15 protein-coding genes and 1 riboswitch are annotated in these 18526 nt (G+C 74.5%); of the genes, 7 read left to right on the top strand and 8 right to left on the bottom strand.

Annotation, left to right across the window (positions count from 1 at the left end; genetic code table 11):
* Positions 1–217 precede the first annotated feature (217 nt).
* Positions 218–346, bottom strand: a riboswitch (FMN riboswitch).
* Between the two features lie 54 nt (positions 347–400).
* Both pcaG and pcaH read right to left on the bottom strand, forming a co-directional pair.
* Positions 401–991, bottom strand: coding sequence for a protocatechuate 3,4-dioxygenase subunit alpha (gene pcaG / locus GD970_RS15850; RefSeq protein ID WP_152203876.1), 591 nt, complete (start codon positions 989–991; stop codon positions 401–403).
* The gene (gene pcaH, locus GD970_RS15855; protein WP_152203877.1) at positions 984–1751 is read right to left on the bottom strand and encodes a protocatechuate 3,4-dioxygenase subunit beta; all 768 of its coding nucleotides are present in this window, start codon (positions 1749–1751) and stop codon (positions 984–986) included. The genes pcaG and pcaH overlap by 8 nt, the downstream gene beginning before the upstream one ends.
* Positions 1752–2405: 654 nt before the next feature.
* On the opposite strand from pcaH, the gene GD970_RS15860 reads away from it, so the two are divergent.
* From GD970_RS15860 to GD970_RS15895, 7 genes are all read left to right on the top strand, one after another.
* Positions 2406–3395, top strand: a complete 990-nt coding sequence (locus tag GD970_RS15860) for an ABC transporter substrate-binding protein (RefSeq protein WP_152203878.1) — start codon at positions 2406–2408, stop codon at positions 3393–3395.
* 5 nt (positions 3396–3400) lie between these two features.
* Positions 3401–4231: an ABC transporter permease gene (locus tag GD970_RS15865; protein WP_193314967.1), complete on the top strand. Its 831-nt coding sequence runs from the start codon at positions 3401–3403 to the stop codon at positions 4229–4231.
* Entirely contained in the window at positions 4228–5070 is an 843-nt protein-coding gene (locus GD970_RS15870; RefSeq protein ID WP_152203880.1) for an ABC transporter permease, read from the top strand. Before GD970_RS15865 ends, GD970_RS15870 begins: the two co-directional genes overlap by 4 nt.
* Positions 5070–5975, top strand: a complete 906-nt coding sequence (locus GD970_RS15875) for an ABC transporter ATP-binding protein (protein ID WP_226925391.1) — start codon at positions 5070–5072, stop codon at positions 5973–5975. The genes GD970_RS15870 and GD970_RS15875 overlap by 1 nt, the downstream gene beginning before the upstream one ends.
* Positions 5975–7144 (top strand): 4-hydroxybenzoate 3-monooxygenase, encoded by a 1170-nt coding sequence (locus GD970_RS15880; protein ID WP_152203881.1) that lies wholly within the window; start codon positions 5975–5977, stop codon positions 7142–7144. The genes GD970_RS15875 and GD970_RS15880 overlap by 1 nt, the downstream gene beginning before the upstream one ends.
* Positions 7145–7146: 2 nt before the next feature.
* Positions 7147–7965 carry an IclR family transcriptional regulator domain-containing protein gene (locus GD970_RS15885; RefSeq protein ID WP_226925397.1) on the top strand — a complete coding sequence of 273 codons (819 nt, stop codon included), beginning with the start codon at positions 7147–7149 and terminating at the stop codon, positions 7963–7965.
* Positions 7966–8147: 182 nt separating this feature from the next.
* Entirely contained in the window at positions 8148–9359 is a 1212-nt protein-coding gene (locus GD970_RS15895; RefSeq protein WP_152203882.1) for an MFS transporter, read from the top strand.
* Positions 9360–9442: 83 nt separating this feature from the next.
* On the opposite strand, the gene putP is transcribed toward GD970_RS15895, so the two are convergent.
* The 6 genes from putP to GD970_RS15925 all read right to left on the bottom strand — a co-directional run bounded on the left by putP (position 9443) and on the right by GD970_RS15925 (position 18425).
* Positions 9443–10948: a sodium/proline symporter PutP gene (gene putP, locus GD970_RS15900; RefSeq protein WP_152203883.1), complete on the bottom strand. Its 1506-nt coding sequence runs from the start codon at positions 10946–10948 to the stop codon at positions 9443–9445.
* A 434-nt stretch (positions 10949–11382) separates the two neighbouring features.
* Positions 11383–12048, bottom strand: coding sequence for a ribulose-phosphate 3-epimerase (gene rpe, locus GD970_RS15905; RefSeq protein ID WP_152203884.1), 666 nt, complete (start codon positions 12046–12048; stop codon positions 11383–11385).
* A gap of 676 nt (positions 12049–12724) precedes the next feature.
* Positions 12725–14389, bottom strand: a complete 1665-nt coding sequence (locus tag GD970_RS15910; RefSeq protein ID WP_152203885.1) for an RsmB/NOP family class I SAM-dependent RNA methyltransferase — start codon at positions 14387–14389, stop codon at positions 12725–12727.
* Positions 14386–15324, bottom strand: coding sequence for a methionyl-tRNA formyltransferase (fmt, locus tag GD970_RS15915; RefSeq protein ID WP_152203886.1), 939 nt, complete (start codon positions 15322–15324; stop codon positions 14386–14388). Before fmt ends, GD970_RS15910 begins: the two co-directional genes overlap by 4 nt.
* 158 nt (positions 15325–15482) lie before the next feature.
* The gene (locus GD970_RS15920) at positions 15483–16175 is read right to left on the bottom strand and encodes an HAD-IA family hydrolase (protein ID WP_226925392.1); all 693 of its coding nucleotides are present in this window, start codon (positions 16173–16175) and stop codon (positions 15483–15485) included.
* A 51-nt stretch (positions 16176–16226) separates the two neighbouring features.
* Complete coding sequence (locus GD970_RS15925) at positions 16227–18425, bottom strand: primosomal protein N' (RefSeq protein WP_152203887.1); 2199 nt, start codon at positions 18423–18425, stop codon at positions 16227–16229.
* Between the last annotated feature and the right edge of the window lie 101 nt (positions 18426–18526).

Below are 18526 nucleotides of genomic sequence, written 5' to 3' on the forward strand. Positions count from 1 at the left end.
CGGCGGCGGGGGTGGGCGCGCGCGGGCGGCGGCGCGGTTGGCAGACCGGCGTCGGCGGCCGGGGCCGTCGCGCTCGGGGCGCGGTGCGCCGTGGGCGCCACGCCGGGGGCCTGCGTGCTCATCTGCGTCCTCCTGGTCCGGTTCACGTGGACCGGGGACGACGGGCCGGTCGACGGCGGAGCCGTCGCCGAGCCTCGGCACGCACCCAGGTGCGCGCCGCGTGCTTCCTCCCATCCGGACTTTCACCGTCGGTCCTGGAGTTCCACCAGGTCAACCGGCACCCGAGGGTGCGCGGCTCGCGGACTGTCACCGCCGGTTCGGACTTACACCGACCCCGGAGCACGTGCTTGCTACGCGGGCATAGTACCCCGCCGGGCGCGTGCCCCGCCCCGGCCGGCCGTCAGAGCTGGAAGAAGACCGTCTCGCGCTCGCCCTGGACGCGGATGTCGAAGCGGTAGCCGGTGCCGTCGCGCTGGGCGAGGAGCGTGTGGCGGCGGGCCGGGTCGACCGTCGCGAGCACCGCGTCGGTGGCGTTGAGGGGCTCGTCGGGGAAGTAGATGCGGGTGACGGTGCGGTCGAGCATGCCGCGGGCGAAGACGCTGACGTCGAGGTGCGGCGCCTCGCGGGGGCCGGCGGGGTCGTCGAGCTCGCCGGCGGGCAGCGGGCCCGGCCGGACGGTGTGGATCCGCCAGCGGTTGCCCTCCTCCCGGGTGTCGGAGCGGCCGAAGCCGGTGAAGCCCGGGATCGTGCTCGGCCGGGCCCCGCGAGGGTCGTCGGGGTGGTCGAACCGGCCGTCCGGGTCCGCCTGCCAGGTCTCGACCATGGCGTCGGCGATCGGCTCGCCGTCGCCGTCGAGGACGCGCCCGGTGATCCAGAACGCCCCGGGGGTGCCCTCGGGGACCACCAGGCGGCCCCAATACCCCCAGTCCAGGCCGATCTTGAGGTACGGGCCGACGGTCTGGGAGGGCGTCAGGCCGAGGCGCTCACGCATGGTCGGCCTCCTCGAAGACGCTGGCCCGCGGGCCGCGCAGGACGATGTCGAACTCGAACGCCAACGCCCAGTACTCCTCGGTGGCCTGGTAGTCGAACCGGGAGACCATCCGCCGGCGGGCCGTCTCGTCGCGCACGGCGTTGTAGATGGGGTCCTGGAAGAACAGCGGGTCGTCCGGGAAGTACATCTGCGTGACGAGGCGCTGGGTGAACGCCCGGCCGAGCAGCGAGAAGTGGATGTGGGCCGGGCGCCACGCGTTGGGGTGGTTCTTCCAGGGGTAGGCGCCGGGCTTGACGGTGAGGAACCGGTAGCGGCCGTCCGCGTCGGTCAGGGTGCGGCCGAGGCCCCGGAAGTTCGGGTCCAGCGGGGCGGGCCAGGTGTCCCACGCGTGCGCGTAGCGCCCGGCGGCGTTCGCCTGCCAGATCTCGATCAGGGTCCCCGGCACCGGGCGGCCGTCCTCCTCGAGCACCCGGCCGTGGACGATGATGCGCTGGCCGAGCGGCTCGCCCGGGCCGCCGTGCGCGCGGGTGAGGTCGTTCTCGCCGGCGTGCACCGTCACGCCGGCGAACACCGGTGCGGTGAGCTCGGTGAGCCGCTGCGGCAGCAGCACCAGCGGCTGCGTGGGGTGGCGCAGCGCCGTCGAGCGGTACTCGGGGCTGTCCAGCGGCGGGTGCACGCCGCGCGGGAGCGGGTACGTCGGCACCGCCACGCCGCCGCGGGTGATCGCCCCCGGCAGGCGGAGGTCCTGGAGTCCGTCCATCGCGCCCTCCCGTCCCGCGCCGCGGCGGACCTGGGCGGCGGCTCCCGGTCCGCGCCGCGGTGGGCGTGGGAGGGTCTCGCCGTCGGCCTCCCCCGCGCCGCTCGGACCGTAACCCCGCGCCGTCCGGGGCGTCAACGACACCGCCCGGGGCCGCGGGAGCCGGGTCCGGGCGCGCACCGTGCGACCGGAGAGCGCACGGGCGGTCGGACTGGTCAGCGCACGGGTGGTCCGACGGGTCGCCGCACGGGCGGTGCGGCAACAGTTCCATAACGGACCACGCCGTGCTTGACGTGTGACCTAGGTCCCTCTTAGGTTCTGCATGCGAACCACAGTTCCACATGAGAACACCGGATCGACGACGATCGGCCGGGTCCTGCAGCACCGTCGACGCAGGCCCCCGATCGACGGGTCAGCACCCCCGGCCCGTGACGTGCCCGCTTCACCGACGAGACGCACACGCCCGACACCGTAGACCAGCCCGACACCGCACCACGCAGAACCGCCCAGCGACGAGCAGCACCAGCGAACGCGGACGCCGTCCGCACGCGCACCGGGCACGGCGCCTCGCGGGGCGCGCCCGAGAGCGGCCCTCGCGTGACGGCGGCCCCGCCGTCGTCCCCGCCTCCCCCTCCCCTCTGACAGAAGGACGAACACATGAGAACCCGACGCCTCCCCCTCACGCTGGCCGTGGCCGGCGCGCTCATGCTCACCGCCGCCTGCGGCGGCGGCTCCGGCGACGGCGCCAGCCCCTCCGCCGGCGCGAGCGGCAGCAGCGCCGCGGGCGAGATGACGCCCGTCAAGGTCGGGGTGCTGCCCATCGTCGACACGGCCGCGATCTGGCTCGGCAAGGACAAGGGCATCTTCGAGCAGCACGGCCTGGACGTCACCCTCGAGGTGGCCCAGGGCGGCGCGGCCGTGGTGCCCGCCGTCGTCAGCGGGGACTACCAGTTCGGCTTCTCCAACGTCACCTCCCTCATCGTCGCGGCGAGCCAGGGGCTGCCACTGGAGATCGTGGCGCCGGGCAACTTCTCCACCGGCGACACCAAGGCCGACATCGGCGCCGTCGTCTCCAAGGACGCCAGCATCACCTCCCCGGCCGACCTGGCCGGCAAGACCGTCGCCGTCAACACGCTGAACAACATCGGCACCGTGACGGTCAGCGAGGTCGTCGAGAAGGCCGGCGGCGACCCCTCGACGATCAAGTTCGTCGAGATGGGCTTCCCGGACATGCCCGCCGCCATCTCCAGCGGCCAGGTCGACGCCGCCTGGGTGCTCGAGCCCTTCCTCACCATCGCCAAGAACCAGGGCGCGCACGTCGTCACCTCGAACTTCGCCGAGGTCGACCCCAACATGCAGATCGCGGCGTACTTCACCACCAAGCAGTACGCCCAGAAGGAGCCGGAGACCACCAAGGCGTTCAGCGACGCGATGAAGGAGTCGCTCGACTACGCCGAGGCCCACCCGGACGAGGCCCGCGCGATCCTCAGCAGCTACACCGAGATCGACCCCGAGGTGCAGAAGGCGATGACCATGCCGAAGTTCTCCAGCGAGAACAACACCGACAGCCTCCAGCAGATGGCCGACCTGGCCCTCAAGTACAAGGTCATCGACAAGAAGGTCGACACCTCGGAGCTGCTCCCGTGAGTGCCGTGACCGCTGCTGGTCCCGCAACCCGGGCGGCGGCTCCCGCCCGGCGGCGTCCGCGCCGCCGGGCCGGGAAGGCCCTGCTCGGCCTGGCGGGCATCGTCACGGTGGTGGTGCTCATCGAGCTGCTGCCGCGTCTGGGGGTGGTGGACCCGCGGTTCCTGCCCCCGTTCTCGGAGATGTTCTCCGCCCTGGTCGAGCGGGTGCAGACCCCGGAGTTTTGGACCGCGTTCCGCCAGACCCTGACCACGTGGGCCATCGGCCTGGCCATCGCCATGGTCGCCGGGGTGGTGGTGGGCATCGTGATCGGGTCGGTGCCGTTCCTGCGCGAAGCGACCGCCTCGACGATCGAGTTCCTCCGCCCGATCCCGTCGGTGGCGCTGATCCCGCTGGCGGTGCTGCTCTACGGCACCGGCATGCAGGCCACGCTGCTGCTGGTCGTCTACGCCTCGTTCTGGCAGGTGCTGGTCCAGGTGCTCTACGGCGTCCAGGACGTCGACCCGGTCGCCCGGGACACCGCCCGCTCCTACCGGTTCCGCACCCTGACCCAGGCGCGCACGGTGACCTGGCCGACCGCGCTGCCCTACGTCGTCACCGGCTTCCGCCTGGCCGCGACCGTGGCGCTGATCCTGACCATCACCGGCGAGCTGATCATCGGCACCCCGGGCCTGGGCAAGCTGCTCGCCGTGGCCCAGCAGTCCGGCGCGGTGGCCTCGATGTACGCCCTGGTCATCGTCACCGGCCTGCTCGGGGTCGCGGTGAACCTCTTCGCCCGCCTCGTCGAGCGGCGCATCCTGCGCTGGCACCCCTCCGTCCGTCGGGAGACCGCCTCATGACCGCCACCCCCGCGACCACGACCGCGCCGGCCGCCACCACCGCCCCGCGCCGCCGCCGCGGCGGCTCCCTGCTGCGCCGGTTCCTCATGGCCGTCGGCCTGCCGATCATCCTGCTCGCCATCTGGTGGGTGGCCTCGGCCGGCTCCGAGAGCTTCTTCTTCCCGCCGCTGCAGGAGATCCTGGCCACCTTCCCGACCACCTGGTTCGAGGGGCGGATCACCGCCGAGGTGCTCCCGTCCCTGTACCGCCTGGTCATCGGCTACCTCATCGCCCTGGTCCTGGGTGTCGGGGTGGGCACCGCGATCGGCCTGTCCCCGCGGCTGCGGGCCTTCGCCGAGCCGGCGCTGGAGTTCTTCCGGGCGATCCCGCCGCCGGTGATGATCCCGATCATCATGCTGTTCCTGGGCATCTTCACCACCATGAAGGTCTTCGTCATCGCCACCGGGGCGGTGTGGCCGATCCTGCTCAACACCGTCGAGGGGGTCCGCGGCGTCGACGACGTCCTGCGCGACACCTCATCCGTCTACCGGCTGCGCCCGGCCACCAAGCTGCGCACCCTGGTGCTGCGCGGGGCCTCCCCGCAGATCGTCACCGGCGCCCGCCAGGCGCTGTCCATCGCGATCATCCTCATGGTCATCTCCGAGATGTTCGCCGCGTCCAACGGCCTCGGCTTCACCATCGTGCAGTTCCAGCGGTCCTTCGCGATCCCCGAGATGTGGACCGGCATCATCCTGCTCGGCCTCGTCGGCGTGATCCTGTCCCTGATCTTCCGCGCCATCGAGCGCCCCGTGCTGGCCTGGTACACGGGCCTGCGCCAGTCCCAGCGAGGAGGCAACTGATGTCCACCGCCACCCCCACCAACCGGCCCGCCCCCGGGTCGACCATGCTCGACGTCGCCGGCCTGAAGAAGGTCTACGAGTCCGCCACCGGCTCCACCGAGGCCATCCGCGACCTGACCTTCCAGGTCCGCGCCGGGGAGATGGTCTGCATCGTCGGCCCCTCCGGCGCCGGCAAGACCACCCTGCTGCGCTGCATCTCCGGCCTGCTCCCGCCCACCTCGGGCACCGTCTCCCTGGAGGGGCAGAAGGTCTCCGGCCCGCCCAAGGGCATGGCCGTGGTCTTCCAGGAGTACGCCCGCTCCCTCTTCCCCTGGCTCACCGTCGAGCAGAACGTCGAGCTGCCGCTGAAGGAGAAGGGCATCGGCAAGGCCGAGCGCCGCCGCCTGGTCGACAACGCCCTGGAGGCCGTCGGCCTGGCCGACGTGCCCAGGTCCTACCCCTGGCAGCTGAGCGGCGGCATGCAGCAGCGCGTGGCCATCGCCCGCGCGGTCGCCTACGAGCCGCACATCCTCCTCATGGACGAGCCCTTCGCCGCCGTCGACGCCCAGACCCGCGCCGACCTCGAGGACCTCGTCCGGGCCCTGTGGCACCGCCTCGGGGTCACCGTCCTGTTCGTCACCCACGACATCGACGAGTCCATCTACCTCGGCCAGCGCGTCCTCGTCCTCTCTGGGCGCCCGACCGTCATCCTCGAGGACGTCGCCGTCAACCTCCCCGACACCCGCGACCAGCTCACCACCCGCAACGACCCCGAGTTCGCCCGCCTGCGCGCCCACGTCTACGACCTTGTCCAGAAGGCCAAGCGCGGCTACCGGCCCGAGGACGCCGTGGCACCGGCGGTGACGGGCGGCCGGGACCTGCCCCCCACCGCCGGCGACGGCCCGTGGGTGAACGCGGGGCTCTGATGATCGACGAGCGGACGCAGGTGGTAATCGTCGGCGCCGGCCCCGCCGGGCTGCTGCTCAGCCACCTGCTGCACCAGGAGGGCATCGGCACCATCCTCGTCGAGTCCCGCGACCGGGAGTACGTCCAGGCGCGGGTGCGCGCCGGCGTCATCGAGCACGGCGCGGCCGACATCCTGCGCCGGGCCGGCGTCGGGGAGCGGATGGACCGCGAGGGCCTGGTGCACGAGGGCATCGAGCTGCGCTTCGACGGCGTGGGCCACCGGATCCCCATGACGGAGCTGACCGGGCGGCACATCACCGTCTACGGCCAGCAGGAGGTGGTCCACGACCTGGCCGAGCGGCGCCTGGCCGACGGCGGGGACGTGCGGTTCGCGTGCGGGCCGGCGGCGATCCACGACATCGACTCGGCCGAGCCGTCGGTGACCTACACCGTCGACGGCGTCGAGCACCGGATCGTCGCGGACTTCGTCGTCGCCTGCGACGGCGCCCACGGGGCCGGGCGCCCGGCGCTGGGCGAGGCCGTCACCCCGTTCGAGAAGGTCTACCCGTTCGGGTGGCTGGGCATCCTCGCCCACGCCGCCCCGCGCATCCACGAGCTCATCTACGCCAACCACGCCCGCGGGTTCGCGCTGTACTCGATGCGCTCGGAGTCGGTGACCCGGCTGTACCTCCAGGTGCCGTCCACCGACCGGCTGGAGGACTGGCCGGACGACCGGATCTGGGAGGAGCTCGCGCTGCGGTTCAGCCTCGACGGCGAGCCGTGGGAGCCGACCCAGGGGGAGATCTTCGAGCGGTCCATCGCGCCGCTGCGCAGCTATGTCGGCGAGCCGATGCAGCGCGGGCGGCTGTTCCTGGCCGGCGACGCCGCCCACACGGTGCCCCCCACCGGCGCCAAGGGCATGAACCTGGCCATCCGTGACGTCGACCTCCTGGCCCGGGCGCTGACCGAGCAGGTCCGCACCGGCAACGAGGAGGCGCTGCGGCGGTACACCGACGACGCCCTGCGGGCGGTGTGGCGGGCGGAGTACTTCTCCTGGTGGATGACGACCATGCTGCACCGGTTCGACGGCGACACCCCGTTCGACCGGCGGGTCCAGACCGCGCAGCTGCGCAGCGTCGCCACCTCGCGGGCGCACGCGACCGCACTGTCAGAGAACTACGTGGGATGACGATGAACATGACGGCCCGGCGCCTGCAGGCCAGCCCCGACGACGCGGCCGACGAGACGCCCGAGCGCTCGACCGGGTACGTCCAGTCCCTCGACCGGGGCCTGGCGGTCATCCGGGCGTTCGACGCCGAGCACGCCCAGCTGACGCTGAGCGACGTGGCCCGGCGCACCGGGCTCACCCGGGCGGCCGCGCGGCGGTTCCTGCACACGCTGGTGGAGATCGGCTACGTCGAGGCCGACGGGCGCCTGTTCAGCCTGCGGCCGCGGGTGCTGGAGCTGGGGTATGCGTACCTGTCCTCCATCTCCCTGCCGGAGCTGTGCCGGATGCACCTGCAGCGCCTGGCCGCCGAGGTCGGGGAGTCCGTGTCGGTGTCGGTGCTCGACGGCACGGAGGTGGTGTACGTCGCGCGGGTGGCGAGCAACCGGATCATGAGCGTCGACCTCGGCGTCGGCGCCCGGCTGCCGGCCTACGCGACCTCGATGGGGCGGGTGCTGCTCGCCGGGCTGCCCGAGGATGAGGTGGACGCCCACCTCGGCGAGATGCGCCCGCTGACGCGCTACACGCTCATCGACCGCGAGGACCTCCTCGCCGAGCTGGCCCGGGTGCGCTCCCAGGGCTGGGCGCTGGTGGACGAGGAGCTCGAGGAGGGGCTGCGCTCGATCGCGGCCCCGATCCGGGACCGCTCGGGTCGCGTGGTGGCGGCCTGCAACATGTCGACGGCGGCCCGGCGCGGACCGGCCTCGGCGCTGGTCAGCGACCTGCTCCCGCACCTGCTCGCCACCGCCGCGGCCATCTCCGACGACCTGTCGGCGCTGCGGTGACCCGGCCCGGCGGCGGAGGGGGCGAGGCGGCGGGCGCCGCCGGGCGCGGCACGGCACCCGAGGGCGTGCCCGGACCCGGCGCCCCCGCCGGGGCCGGGCCATCCGCCCCCGCCGGGCCCGGGCCATCCGCTCCCGCCCCCGCCGGGCCCGGGCCATCCGCTCCCGCCCCCGCCGGGCTCGGGTTGCTCGTCGTCGCGACCGTGCTCATCGGGCTCAACCTGCGCGGCCCGATCGTCGGCATCCCGCCCCTCATCGACGAGATCAGCGCCGACCTGGGCCTGACCGCGACGACGGCGGGGCTGATCACGTCGCTACCTCTGGTGTGCTTCGCGGTCGGCTCACCGTTCGTGGCGCTGCTCGCGCGCCGCTTCGGCCTGGAGCGCACGCTGCTGGTGGCCCTCCTGCTGCTCGGGGCCGCGATCGCCCTGCGGCCGTGGGACGGGCTGGCCCCGCTGCTGACCGGCACGGTGGTCGTGGGTGCCGCGATCACGGTGGGCAACGTGCTGGTCCCCGTGCTCGTCCGCCGGGACGGCGGCCGGCACGTCAAGAGCATCATGGCCGCCTCGACCAGCTCGTACGGCGTCGGCGGGGCCCTCGCCGCCGCGGTGGCGGTCCCCATGGCCGCCCAGATCGGCTGGCGCGGGGCGACGGCGTCGCTGGCGGTCCTCGTCGCCGTCGCGCTGGTGGTGTGGCTGGTGCACATGCGCAGCCGGCGCACCCGCGCCCGGGCCCAGCCCCCCGTCCCAAGGGGCACGCCGCCGGCGCCCGCCGCGGGGACCGGGCCCGCGTCGTCGTCGGCCCACCGCCCCTCCGCGTGGACCCAGGCCAGCGCCTGGTGGCTCGCCGCGTTCTTCGGGCTGCAGGCGACCCTCTTCTACAGCGTCAGCGCGTGGCTGCCGCCGCTGCTGGTGCAGTCGGCGTCGACGAGCGCGGCCACCGGGGGCACCGCCGTATCCCTCTTCCACCTGCTCGGCATCGCCGGGACGCTGGCGGTGCCCGCCATGATCCGCTGGTTCACCGACGCCCGCCGGGTCGGCGTCGTCATCGCCATCGGCTGGCTGGTGCTGCTCGTCGGGGTCCTGGTCCTCCCCCACCTGTGGCTGCCGTGGGTCCTCGTGGGCGGCATCGCGCAAGGCGCGGGCATCGGCCTCGGCCTCACCCTCGTGGCGGAGCGGCCGGTGGACGCCGACTACGGCCGGTCCGTCTCTGCGATGGTGCAGGGCGCCGGGTACGCGCTCGCCGCGCTCGGCCCGATCGTCATCGGGTGGGCGCACAGCGCCACGGACAGCTGGGTGGTGCCGCTGACGATCCTTGTCGGGCTTGCGATCGGCCTGGGCGTGAGCGGCCTGCGTGCCGGCGAGGACCGGCCCATCGGCGGGCCCGCGCACGGCTGAGCCGCCGAGGGCCACGCACCTCCGAGGCCCGTGGTGCCCCGGCCGCTGCCGGGCACCACGGGCCCTGACGGTGGCCGCCCGCCTCAGGCGGTGACGGTGGCCGGCTCCTCACCCCGCGCGGCGGCGACGTGCTCGTCGAACTCCGCGGCGATCTCGGCGTCGTGGTGGTGCGTGCGGAGCGATACGACCACGGCCACGAGAAGGTTGAGGGCGAAGCCAGGCAGGATTTCGTAGACGTCGAAGATGCCACCGTGGAGGTTGACCCAGACGGGAACCGTGACCGCGCCCGCGATCATCCCGGCCAGCGCGCCGGCCGTGGTCAGGCGGCGCCAGTACAGCGCCAGCAGGATGGTCGGGCCAAAGGCGGCGCCGAAGCCCGCCCAGGCAAAGGACACGAGGCCGAGGATGGTGTCGTTCTGGGTCCAGGCCATGGCGCCCGCGATGACGGCGATGAGCAGCACGCCGGCCCGGCCGAGCAGCACCTGCTGACGGTCCGACACAGTGCGCCGGGTGATCATCGAGTACAGGTCCTCCACCAGCGCCGACGCGGTGACGAGCAGCTGGGAGGAGACGGTGCTCATGATCGCGGCCAGCACAGCGGCGAGGATGAACCCGGCGATCAGCGGGTGGAACAGGAGCTGGCCGAGCACGAGGAAGACGGTCTCGGGGTCGGCGAGGCTGAGCTCGGGGTGCTGGCGGAAGTACGCGGCGCCGACGAGCGCCGTGACGATCGCGCCGCCGACCGACAGGGCCATCCAGCCCATGGCGATGCGGCGTCCGGCCGTGGCCTCCCGCGGGGTGCGCAGTGCCATGAACCGCACGATGATGTGCGGCTGCCCGAAGTAGCCCAGCCCCCAGGCCAGCGCGGAGACGACGGTGAGGACGGTGACGCCCTCCCCCACCATGGAGAGCATGCCCGGGTCGATCTCCCGGACGGTGGCGGCGACCTCGCCCGGGCCGCCGGCGGCGAAGAGCCCAACGACTGGCACGGCCAGGAGCGCCAGGAACATCATCACGCCCTGGACGAAGTCGGTGTAGCTGACGGCCAGGAACCCGCCGAACAGGGTGTACAGGATCGTCACGGCCGCAATGAGGATCATGCCGCCGCGGTAGTCGGCGCCGAACGAGCTCGCCATGAACACCCCGCCGGAGACCATGCCGGCGGAGACGTAGAACGTGAAGAAGACCAGGATGATCAGGCCGGAGACGACGCGGATCGCGCGCGTCCGGTCGCGCAGGCGGCTCTCGAGGAAGCTCGGGATGGTGATGGAGTCGGTCGACACCTGGGAGTAGCTCCGCAGCCGCGGCGCGACGATCTTCCAGTTGACCCATGCGCCCACCGTGAGGCCGACGGCGATCCAGCCCTTGACTAGGCCAGCGGCGTAGATCGCGCCGGGGAGACCCATGAGAAGCCAACCGGACATGTCGGAGGCGCCCGCGCTCAGCGCGGCGACCGAGGGTGGCAGGCCTCGGCCGCCGAGCATGTAGTCCGAGAGATCCTTGGTCCGGGCGAAGAAGTACCAGCCGATCGCCAGCATGCCTACGAGGTAGACAAGCACCGCGATGAGGTGGAACGCCTGGTCAGACACTGCAGCAACCATCCTGTCGGGGGTGAGGGCGCCGCTGAAGGTATCCCGTCCACGACGGCGGCACCAGCCGACGTGAAGGCAGGGTTCAGCACTGCTAAAGGCGCCAGCGACAGTGCTGAAGCGTTGCTGAGTCGTGCACCACGGGCGGCGCCCCACGGGAGCGGCATCCTGGCGCGGATCTCCCGGTGCGGGCATCGACCGGAAGACGTGGGTGAGCCCGACGGTCTGTGATGTGGGCCGCATTTTGACGAACCGATGGTGACCTCTTGATCGCCAGATCAAGAAACGGACCCGCACGGGCCCTGCGCGATGCCGTCGCGGCGTCCTCGCGACGCCGTGAACAGTGCCCTCGCGACGTCGTCACGAATGCCCTCGCCCCGGCCCTGCGAGGCAGGGCCGGGGCGAGGCACAGACGCGGCGATCCGCCGGGGCGGTCAGTGCTTGTGCGCCTCCTGCGCCAGCTGCCGCAGCGCGGCGACCTCGGCGTCGGCGTCCTCGGCCTTGTACACCGCCGACCCGGCCACGAACACGTTGGCACCCGCCTCCGCGGCGCGCTCGATCGTCCCGCGGGACACCCCGCCGTCGACCTGGACCCACACGTCGAGGTTCGCCGCCGAGATCGCCTCCCGGGTGCGGGCGATCTTCGGGAGCGTGCCGTCGATGAAGGCCTGACCGCCGAAGCCGGGCTCGACGGTCATCACGAGGATCATGTCGAACTCGGGCAGCAGGTCCAGGAAGGGCTCGATCGGGGTCGCTGGCCGCAGCGCGATGCCGGCGCGTGCCCCCTTGGCCCGCAGCTCGCGCGCGAGCTTGACCGGAGCGGTGGCGGCCTCGGCGTGGAACGTGACGGAAGCGCACCCTGCCTCGGCGTAGGCCGGCGCCCATCGGTCCGGGTCCTCGATCATGAGGTGGGCGTCGACGGGGATCGGGGTGACCTTGAGGATGCCCTCCACCACCGGCAGCCCCATCGTGAGGTTCGGGACGAAGTGGTTGTCCATCACGTCCACGTGGGCGTAGTCCGCGCCGGCGATCTTGGCGAGCTCGCCACGCAGGTCGGAGAAGTCGGAGTTGAGGATGCTGGGCGAGATGACGATGCTCACCGGGCCAGGGTAACCGGACGTCGTTCACCTGCTCCGGCGCGCGACGGCGCCCGGCCGTGGCGCGCCTTCCCCTTCGGTGGCGCGGACGTGGTCCGCCTTCGCCTCGCAGGCGGCGCCACAGTCCGCCGGCTCGCACCACGTGCCATGACGCCCTCATCGCCTCCTGGCCACCGGATCTCGATCAAACCCGGCGCGGCACGCCTGGCACCGGAGCAACCACCACAGTGCAGCCCGTGCCCGCAATGGCCACCGCATCGGAGGGTGGCACGGGAGACAACCTGCCGGGTGGCGGACCGCTCAGGTCCGGCACGTTACCGGCGGCGCCGCCGGGTCCGTCGCCGACCACGAACTTCGACGGGCGAGCTCTCTCACCGCCCGTGCCAACCTCCGGCGACCCGCCGAGGCTGTGGGACATCGGGATCCCACCGGACCAGAGCGCCTCGCCACCGTTCTGACATCCGCCCCTTCACAGAGTCGACCGACCCACGACCGACGCCGACCGCCCTATCACCGAAGTGCGGCCCCTGTGACCTGACGGTCACGGGGCTGCGCAAGTTGGCAGCGGGTACGCCGAGCAGTGCCGCCGTCGACACCGGGTGCGCCATGCCTTGGCCGATGCCGATGCCGATGCGCCATCTGGGCACTCGGACCGTGGGGCAGCTGGGAGCCTCGGGCCTCAGCGGGTCTTGCGGAGCAGCGCGAGGAACATCGCGTCGGTGCCGTGCAGGTGGGGCCAGAGCTGGACGTAGGGCCCGTCGCCGAGCCCCGGCAGGGGCGTGGCCGTCACCGACTGCATCGTTGTCGTGGCGTCGAGGACCTCGATGTCGTCGCGGCGGCGGACCACGTCCTCCACGACGACGTGCGTCTCGGCCACGTGGGGGGAGCAGGTCACGTATGCGACCACTCCCCCGGTGCGCGTGGCGTCGAGCGCGGAGCTGAGCAGGTCGCGCTGCAGGTTGCCGAGCCCGGCCAGATCCTCGGGGGTGCGCCGCCAGCGGGACTCCGGGCGACGGCGCAGCGCCCCGAGCCCGGTGCACGGGGCGTCCACCATGACGCGGTCGAACCGGCCCGGATGGTCGGTGCCGAGGTCCCGGCCGTCGCCGGTGCGTACCTCGACGGTGCCACGGGGCACCGCCGCCACCGACCGGCGGACCAGCCGGGCTCGGTGCGGGGCCACCTCGTTGGCCAGCAGGTGGGCACCGCGCTCGTGGGCGAGCGCGCCGAGGAGGGCCGCCTTGCCTCCCGGGCCGGCACAGAGGTCGAGCCAGGACGCGTCGGCCGGGGCACCCTCGCCGTCCGGGGCAGCGCCCAGGGGCGCGGCCGCCAGGGCCAGAGCGACGAGCTGGGACCCCTCGTCCTGGGCGCCGGCGGCGGCCGCCCGCACGGCGGGCAGGTCGGCCGGGTCCCCTCCGCGAAGGACCAGCGCGCACGGGGACCAGCGCCCGGCACGCGGCGCCGTGCCGGTGTGCCGCTCCGTCTCGGCGACGAGCTCGTCGACGCTCACGAGGCCCGGGCGGGCGACGAGCGTGACGTGCGGAGCGGTGTTGTCGGCCGCGAGGAGCTCGCCGAGCTCGTCGGCCGGGCGGCCGTTGGCGACCAAGGACTGGCGCAGCGCCCGGGCGATCCACGCCGGGTGCGACTCGGTGGCGGCCAGCCGCGCAACCGCGTCCGCTCCGCGCGGGTCGGCGGCGTCGCCGATCGCCTCAAGCCACTCCTCGAGGGGGCGCCGGGCCACCGCACGCAGCACGGCGTTGACCAGGCCCGCCGGGCCGGGACCCGTCACCGCCCGGGCGAGGGCGACGCTCTCGGAGACGGCGGCATGGCTCGGGACCCGCATGCCGAGGATCTGGTGGGCGCCGAGCCGGAGCACGTCGAGCACCGGGGCGTCGAGGCTCTCCAGCGGGCGGCCGTTGGTGCACAGCGCGAGCACGGCGTCGTAGCGGCCGCGCAGGCGCAGCGTCCCGTAGGCGAGCTCAGTGGCGAAGGCGGCGTCCCGCCCGCTGATGCCGCGCTCGCGCAGCAACCCCGGCAGGACCAGGTTGGCGTAGGCATCGGACTCGGCGACCTGGCGCAGGACGTCGAAGGCGGCCTGACGAGCCGCGTCCGGGCCGCGGCGGCGCGGAGCACGGCCGGTGCTGCCGGTCGCCGGCCGCGGCTGGCGCGGGCCGCCGGCGGACCGGGCGTCCCGGCGCCCGCCGGCAGTGCCATCGCGGCGCTGCCCGCCGTCGGAGCCCGGCTCTCGACGCTGGCCGCCGCCGTCGGCGCTCCGCTCGCGGCGCTGCCCGCCACGGTCGGAGCCGCCGTCGCGGCGCTGTCCCCCGTCGGGGCGACGCTCGCTCATTCCGCCTGCCCCAGCCGCGCGCCGGGAGCCGGGTGGGCGCCGCGCGCCCAGGCCTCGGCCGGCATCCAGCTCTTGCCCGCGGGGGCCACCTCGCCGAGAGCGACGGCGTGGGAGCCGGTCCCGACGAGCACCTCGTGCTTGCCGGCCCGGATCTCGCCGGGTTGCAGGTCGACCACCTCCGGCCGCGACGTCACCGGCCGGAGCTTGAGCCGGGCGCCCGTCGGCGTCGTCGTCCACGCCCCCGGGGCGGGGGTGCAGCCGCGGACGAGCCGGTCCACCGCCAGCGCCGGGTCCGCCCAGCGCACGTGGGCGTCCTCCACCTCGAGCTTGGGGGCGAGGCTGACGCCGTCGGCGGGCTGTGCCTGGGGCCGGGCCGAGCCGTCGGCGATGGCGTCGAGCACCTGGAGCAGCAGCTGCGCGCCGGAGTCGGCGAGGCGGCCGAGCAGGTCACCCGCGGTGTCGCGCGGGCGCACCGTCTCGGTGAGGGTGCCGTAGACCGGGCCGGTGTCCAGGCCGGCCTCGAGCTGGAAGACGCTGGCCCCGGTGACCTCGTCGCCGGCGATCAGCGCGCGCTGGACCGGCGCGGCGCCGCGCCACGCCGGCAGCAGGGAGAAGTGCAGGTTGACCCACCCGTGCCGGGGGACGGCGAGCAGGTCGGCGGGCACGAGGCCGCCGTAGGCGACGATCGGGGCGGCGTCGATGGCGAGGCCGGCGATCTGCTCGGCCACGCCGTCGTCGCGCAGGGACCGCGGCGTCAGCACGGGAATGCCCTCCGCCCGGGCGAGGTCGGCGACCGGGCTGGCGGCGAGGGTCCGGCCCCGGCCCTTGCGGGTGTCGGGGCGCGTGAGCACCGCCACGACCTCGTGGTCGGAGGCGAGCAGGGTACGCAGGGAGGGCAGCGCCACCTCGGGGGTGCCGGCGAACAGCAGACGCATGGTGACCGAGTCTATGCGTCGGCTCTGGTCCGGCCGGGACGGCGACCGGCCCCTCCGCCTCCGGGGCGCCGGACCCGCCCGCGCACGGGGCCACCCGCCCGCGCACGAAGCCACCCGCGCGGGTCGCGCCCACCAGCTGAGCCTGGCCCCGAGTGCGACTACGGGCGGCCGCTGCCCACGCGCGCGACGCGGCGGAGCGGCAGGCCGAGGCTGCGCAGGTCCTCCCGGAGCCGGTCGGCGCCGGTGAACCGCAGGGCGGCGATGCCGACGGCCTCCGCGCCGCGCACGTTGGCCGGTGAGTCGTCGATGAAGACCGTGCGGGCGGGGTCGAGGGCGTACCGGGCGATGAGGATCTCGAAGATCGCTGGGTCCGGCTTGACCACTCCCTCCTCACCCGAGACGACGACGCTGTCCAGGCGGCCGATCGCCGGAGCGGCCGGGCGGGCGTGCACGAACGTCTCCGCCGACCAGTTGGTCAGCCCCAGGAGCGGCACGCGGGCGGCGGCGAGCTCGTCGATGATCTCCGCGGTGCCGGGCACGGGTCCGGTCAGGCTGCCGGCGAAGTTCTCGCAGTAGCGGGCGAAGGTCGCGGCGTGCTCGGGGTGGCTCGCGGCCACGCGCTCGCGCGCCGCCGCGTGGCTCAGGCCGCCGTCCATCGCAAGGTTGACGCCGGGGAAGTCGATGGCCTCCGCGAACTCGGCCCAGGCAGACCGATCGAGGCGGTCGGCGAGGGCCATGTAGGGATCCCAGCCGACGACGACTCCCCCGAGGTCGAAGACCACCGTCGTGGGTGCGTCGCCGTCGGGGCGGTGGGCGTCGAGCGGGTTCCGGGCGGCGTCAACGTCAGTCACGGCGTCATCATCGCCCACGTGCCACGGACAGGGTGGGACGTCGGGCGAGGGTCACCACAGGTCGGGCGGGTCGACCTGCACCCGGACGGCCCCGGCCTCCTTCCGGGCGCTGCGGGCGGCGGCGGCATGGGCCAGGGCGCGGCACAGCGCGGTGCCGCGCCGCCGCTCGACGCGCAGCACGGCGCGCACCTCCGTCTCCGGCGGCGTGGCCGCTACGGCGCGTGCCGTGCCGCGGGTCCGTGCCCCGCTGCGGCGGCCGCCCGCACGCTCGTCGGCCTCCGGTGCGGCGTCGCCGGGGCGCCGGGGGACGACCTCCACTGGGCCGAGGACCTCCAGCCCCTCGAGCGGCTCGAGGTGACCGAGGAATGACCGCACGGCCGCCGGCGGCCCCTGCACCGCGGCCATCCGCACGGCGGGCGGGAAGGCCAGCTCGGTCCGCTCGGCGAGCTCCCGCTCGGCGAAGCCGGCGGGGTCCCAGCGCACGAGCGCCTGGGCGGGGACCGGCGCGGGCTGGCCGAGCAGCATGACCCGCCCGCCGTCGGAGGCGCCCCGCACCAGCGCCGCGGCCCCGAGCCAGCGGCGCAAAGCCTCGGCGGACGCCCACAGCTCGGGCCGGGAGGTGCTGACCGCCCCGTCGAGGAGGAGTGCGGCGACGTACCCGCCCTGGGCGACCGGCTCCGCCCCCGGCGTGGCGACCACCAGGCGCGGTCGGTCGTCCACGGTCTCGACGACGCCGTGGCTGGCGGTGGTGCCGGAGACGACGACGGGCACCGACGGGAAGGCCCGGCCGAGCTCCTCGGCGGTGCGGTTGGAGCCGACACGGCCGGCGCGCAGCGCGGTGGCCCCGCAGGTGGGGCACGCCCAGTCGGTCGCGTGCCGCCCACACCAGGAGCAGGTCGGTGCGGCGCCGGCGCGCTCCAGGCGCAGCGGCCCGTGGCAGGCGCGGCAGCGGGCTGGTTCGCGGCACCGCGCGCAGGCCACGACGGGGACGTAGCCGCCCCGGGCGACCTGGACCAGCACTGGGCCGGATTCCAGGGCGTTCTTGGCGAGGCGCCAGGCCGGGTGCGGGATGCGGGCGGCGGCCGCGGCGCCCTCCCGCGCGAGGTCAACCTCCGTGGGCGCCTCGACGCGGGGGGTCGCCGCCCGCAGCGCCTCGCGGGGTGCCTGGACGGGATGGGCCCAGCGCGTGTCGACGAGCAGCTGCGCCTCGACCGTGCGGGCGAACCCGCCGACCAGCAGGGCCGCCCGCTCCTGCTCGGCCCGCAGCGCGAGCACCTGGCGGGCGTGGGGGTAGGGCGCGTGGGGCTCGGCGAGCCGGTCGTCGCCGTCGTCGAAGATCACGCACAGCCCGAGGTCCTGGACCGGGGCGAACGCCGCCGCGCGAGTGCCCACGACGACGCGCGCGTCGCCCAGCAGCGCGCGGAGGAAGGCGCGGTAACGCTTGGAGGGGCCGTCGTCGGCGACCAGGCGCACGACCGGCTCGTCCGGCAGCACCGCCGCCAGAGCGTCGACGACCTGGGTGACGTGGCGGGTGGTGGGGACGACGACAAGGACCCCGCGGCCGGAGGCACGGGCTGCCTGCGCGGCCTCCGCCACGGCCAGCGGCCAGGCGGCGATGGGCGCGGGACCGTCGGCCGCCGCCGGGACGGGCGCGGGTGCGGCGGAGTGATGACCGGGCAGCGCGGTCCACACCGCGCGCGGGCTCTCCCCCGCCGCCAGGTGCCGCAGGAAGGCCGGGCCGCCGGTGTAGGCCCGCCAGGCCCATCCCTCCGGCGCGGGCACCGTCGGCGCCTCGCCGGCGCCGTGCTTGTCCAGGACCGCCTTCTCCGTGGTGGCGTGCCGCGGGGGCACCGCGAGGCGCACGACGTCCATGAGCGTGCCGGCGTACCGGTCCGCGACCGCGCGGCACAGCGCGAGCACGGTCGGCGTGAGCACGGGCACGGCGGAGACGGCGCGGCGTAGCGGCGCCAGCGTCGCGTGGTGGTCCGTGTCCGCACGCCGCTCGACCACGAACGCGGAGCGGTCCCGGCCGGCGAAGCGGACCTGCACGCGGGTGCCCGGCAGCGCCGTCGCCGCCATGGCCGGCGGCACGAGGTAGTCGAAGGTGTGGTCCAGGTGCGGCAGGGGCACGTCCACCACGACGCGCGCGACCGGGTCGGTGACACCGGCGCCGTCGACGGCGACCGGAGCGGCCGCGGGCAGATCGAGCAGCGCCCCCTGCTGGGGGCGGGAGCTGCTCGGCGGGGTCATGTCCTCATCTCATCACGCGCCGCCGACACGCTGCGCCAAGGCCGTGCGTAGACGGCCGGCGGCCCGGCGCACCGGGACACCGGCGGGAGGGGACGCGCCGG

It is taken from the genome of Georgenia thermotolerans, assembly GCF_009193185.1.
GTDB classification, from domain to species: Bacteria; Actinomycetota; Actinomycetes; order Actinomycetales; family Actinomycetaceae; genus Georgenia; species Georgenia thermotolerans.

Coding starts and splice junctions, on each gene's coding strand:
- pcaG (WP_152203876.1), bottom strand. CDS start 991: ATGCGTGAGCGCCTCGGCCTGACGCCCTCCCAGACCGTCGGCCCGTAC.
- pcaH (WP_152203877.1), bottom strand. CDS start 1,751: ATGGACGGACTCCAGGACCTCCGCCTGCCGGGGGCGATCACCCGCGGC.
- GD970_RS15860 (WP_152203878.1), top strand. CDS start 2,406: ATGAGAACCCGACGCCTCCCCCTCACGCTGGCCGTGGCCGGCGCGCTC.
- GD970_RS15870 (WP_152203880.1), top strand. CDS start 4,228: ATGACCGCCACCCCCGCGACCACGACCGCGCCGGCCGCCACCACCGCC.
- GD970_RS15875 (WP_226925391.1), top strand. CDS start 5,070: ATGTCCACCGCCACCCCCACCAACCGGCCCGCCCCCGGGTCGACCATG.
- GD970_RS15880 (WP_152203881.1), top strand. CDS start 5,975: ATGATCGACGAGCGGACGCAGGTGGTAATCGTCGGCGCCGGCCCCGCC.
- GD970_RS15885 (WP_226925397.1), top strand. CDS start 7,147: ATGAACATGACGGCCCGGCGCCTGCAGGCCAGCCCCGACGACGCGGCC.
- GD970_RS15910 (WP_152203885.1), bottom strand. CDS start 14,389: ATGAGCGAGCGTCGCCCCGACGGGGGACAGCGCCGCGACGGCGGCTCC.
- fmt (WP_152203886.1), bottom strand. CDS start 15,324: ATGCGTCTGCTGTTCGCCGGCACCCCCGAGGTGGCGCTGCCCTCCCTG.
- GD970_RS15925 (WP_152203887.1), bottom strand. CDS start 18,425: ATGACCCCGCCGAGCAGCTCCCGCCCCCAGCAGGGGGCGCTGCTCGAT.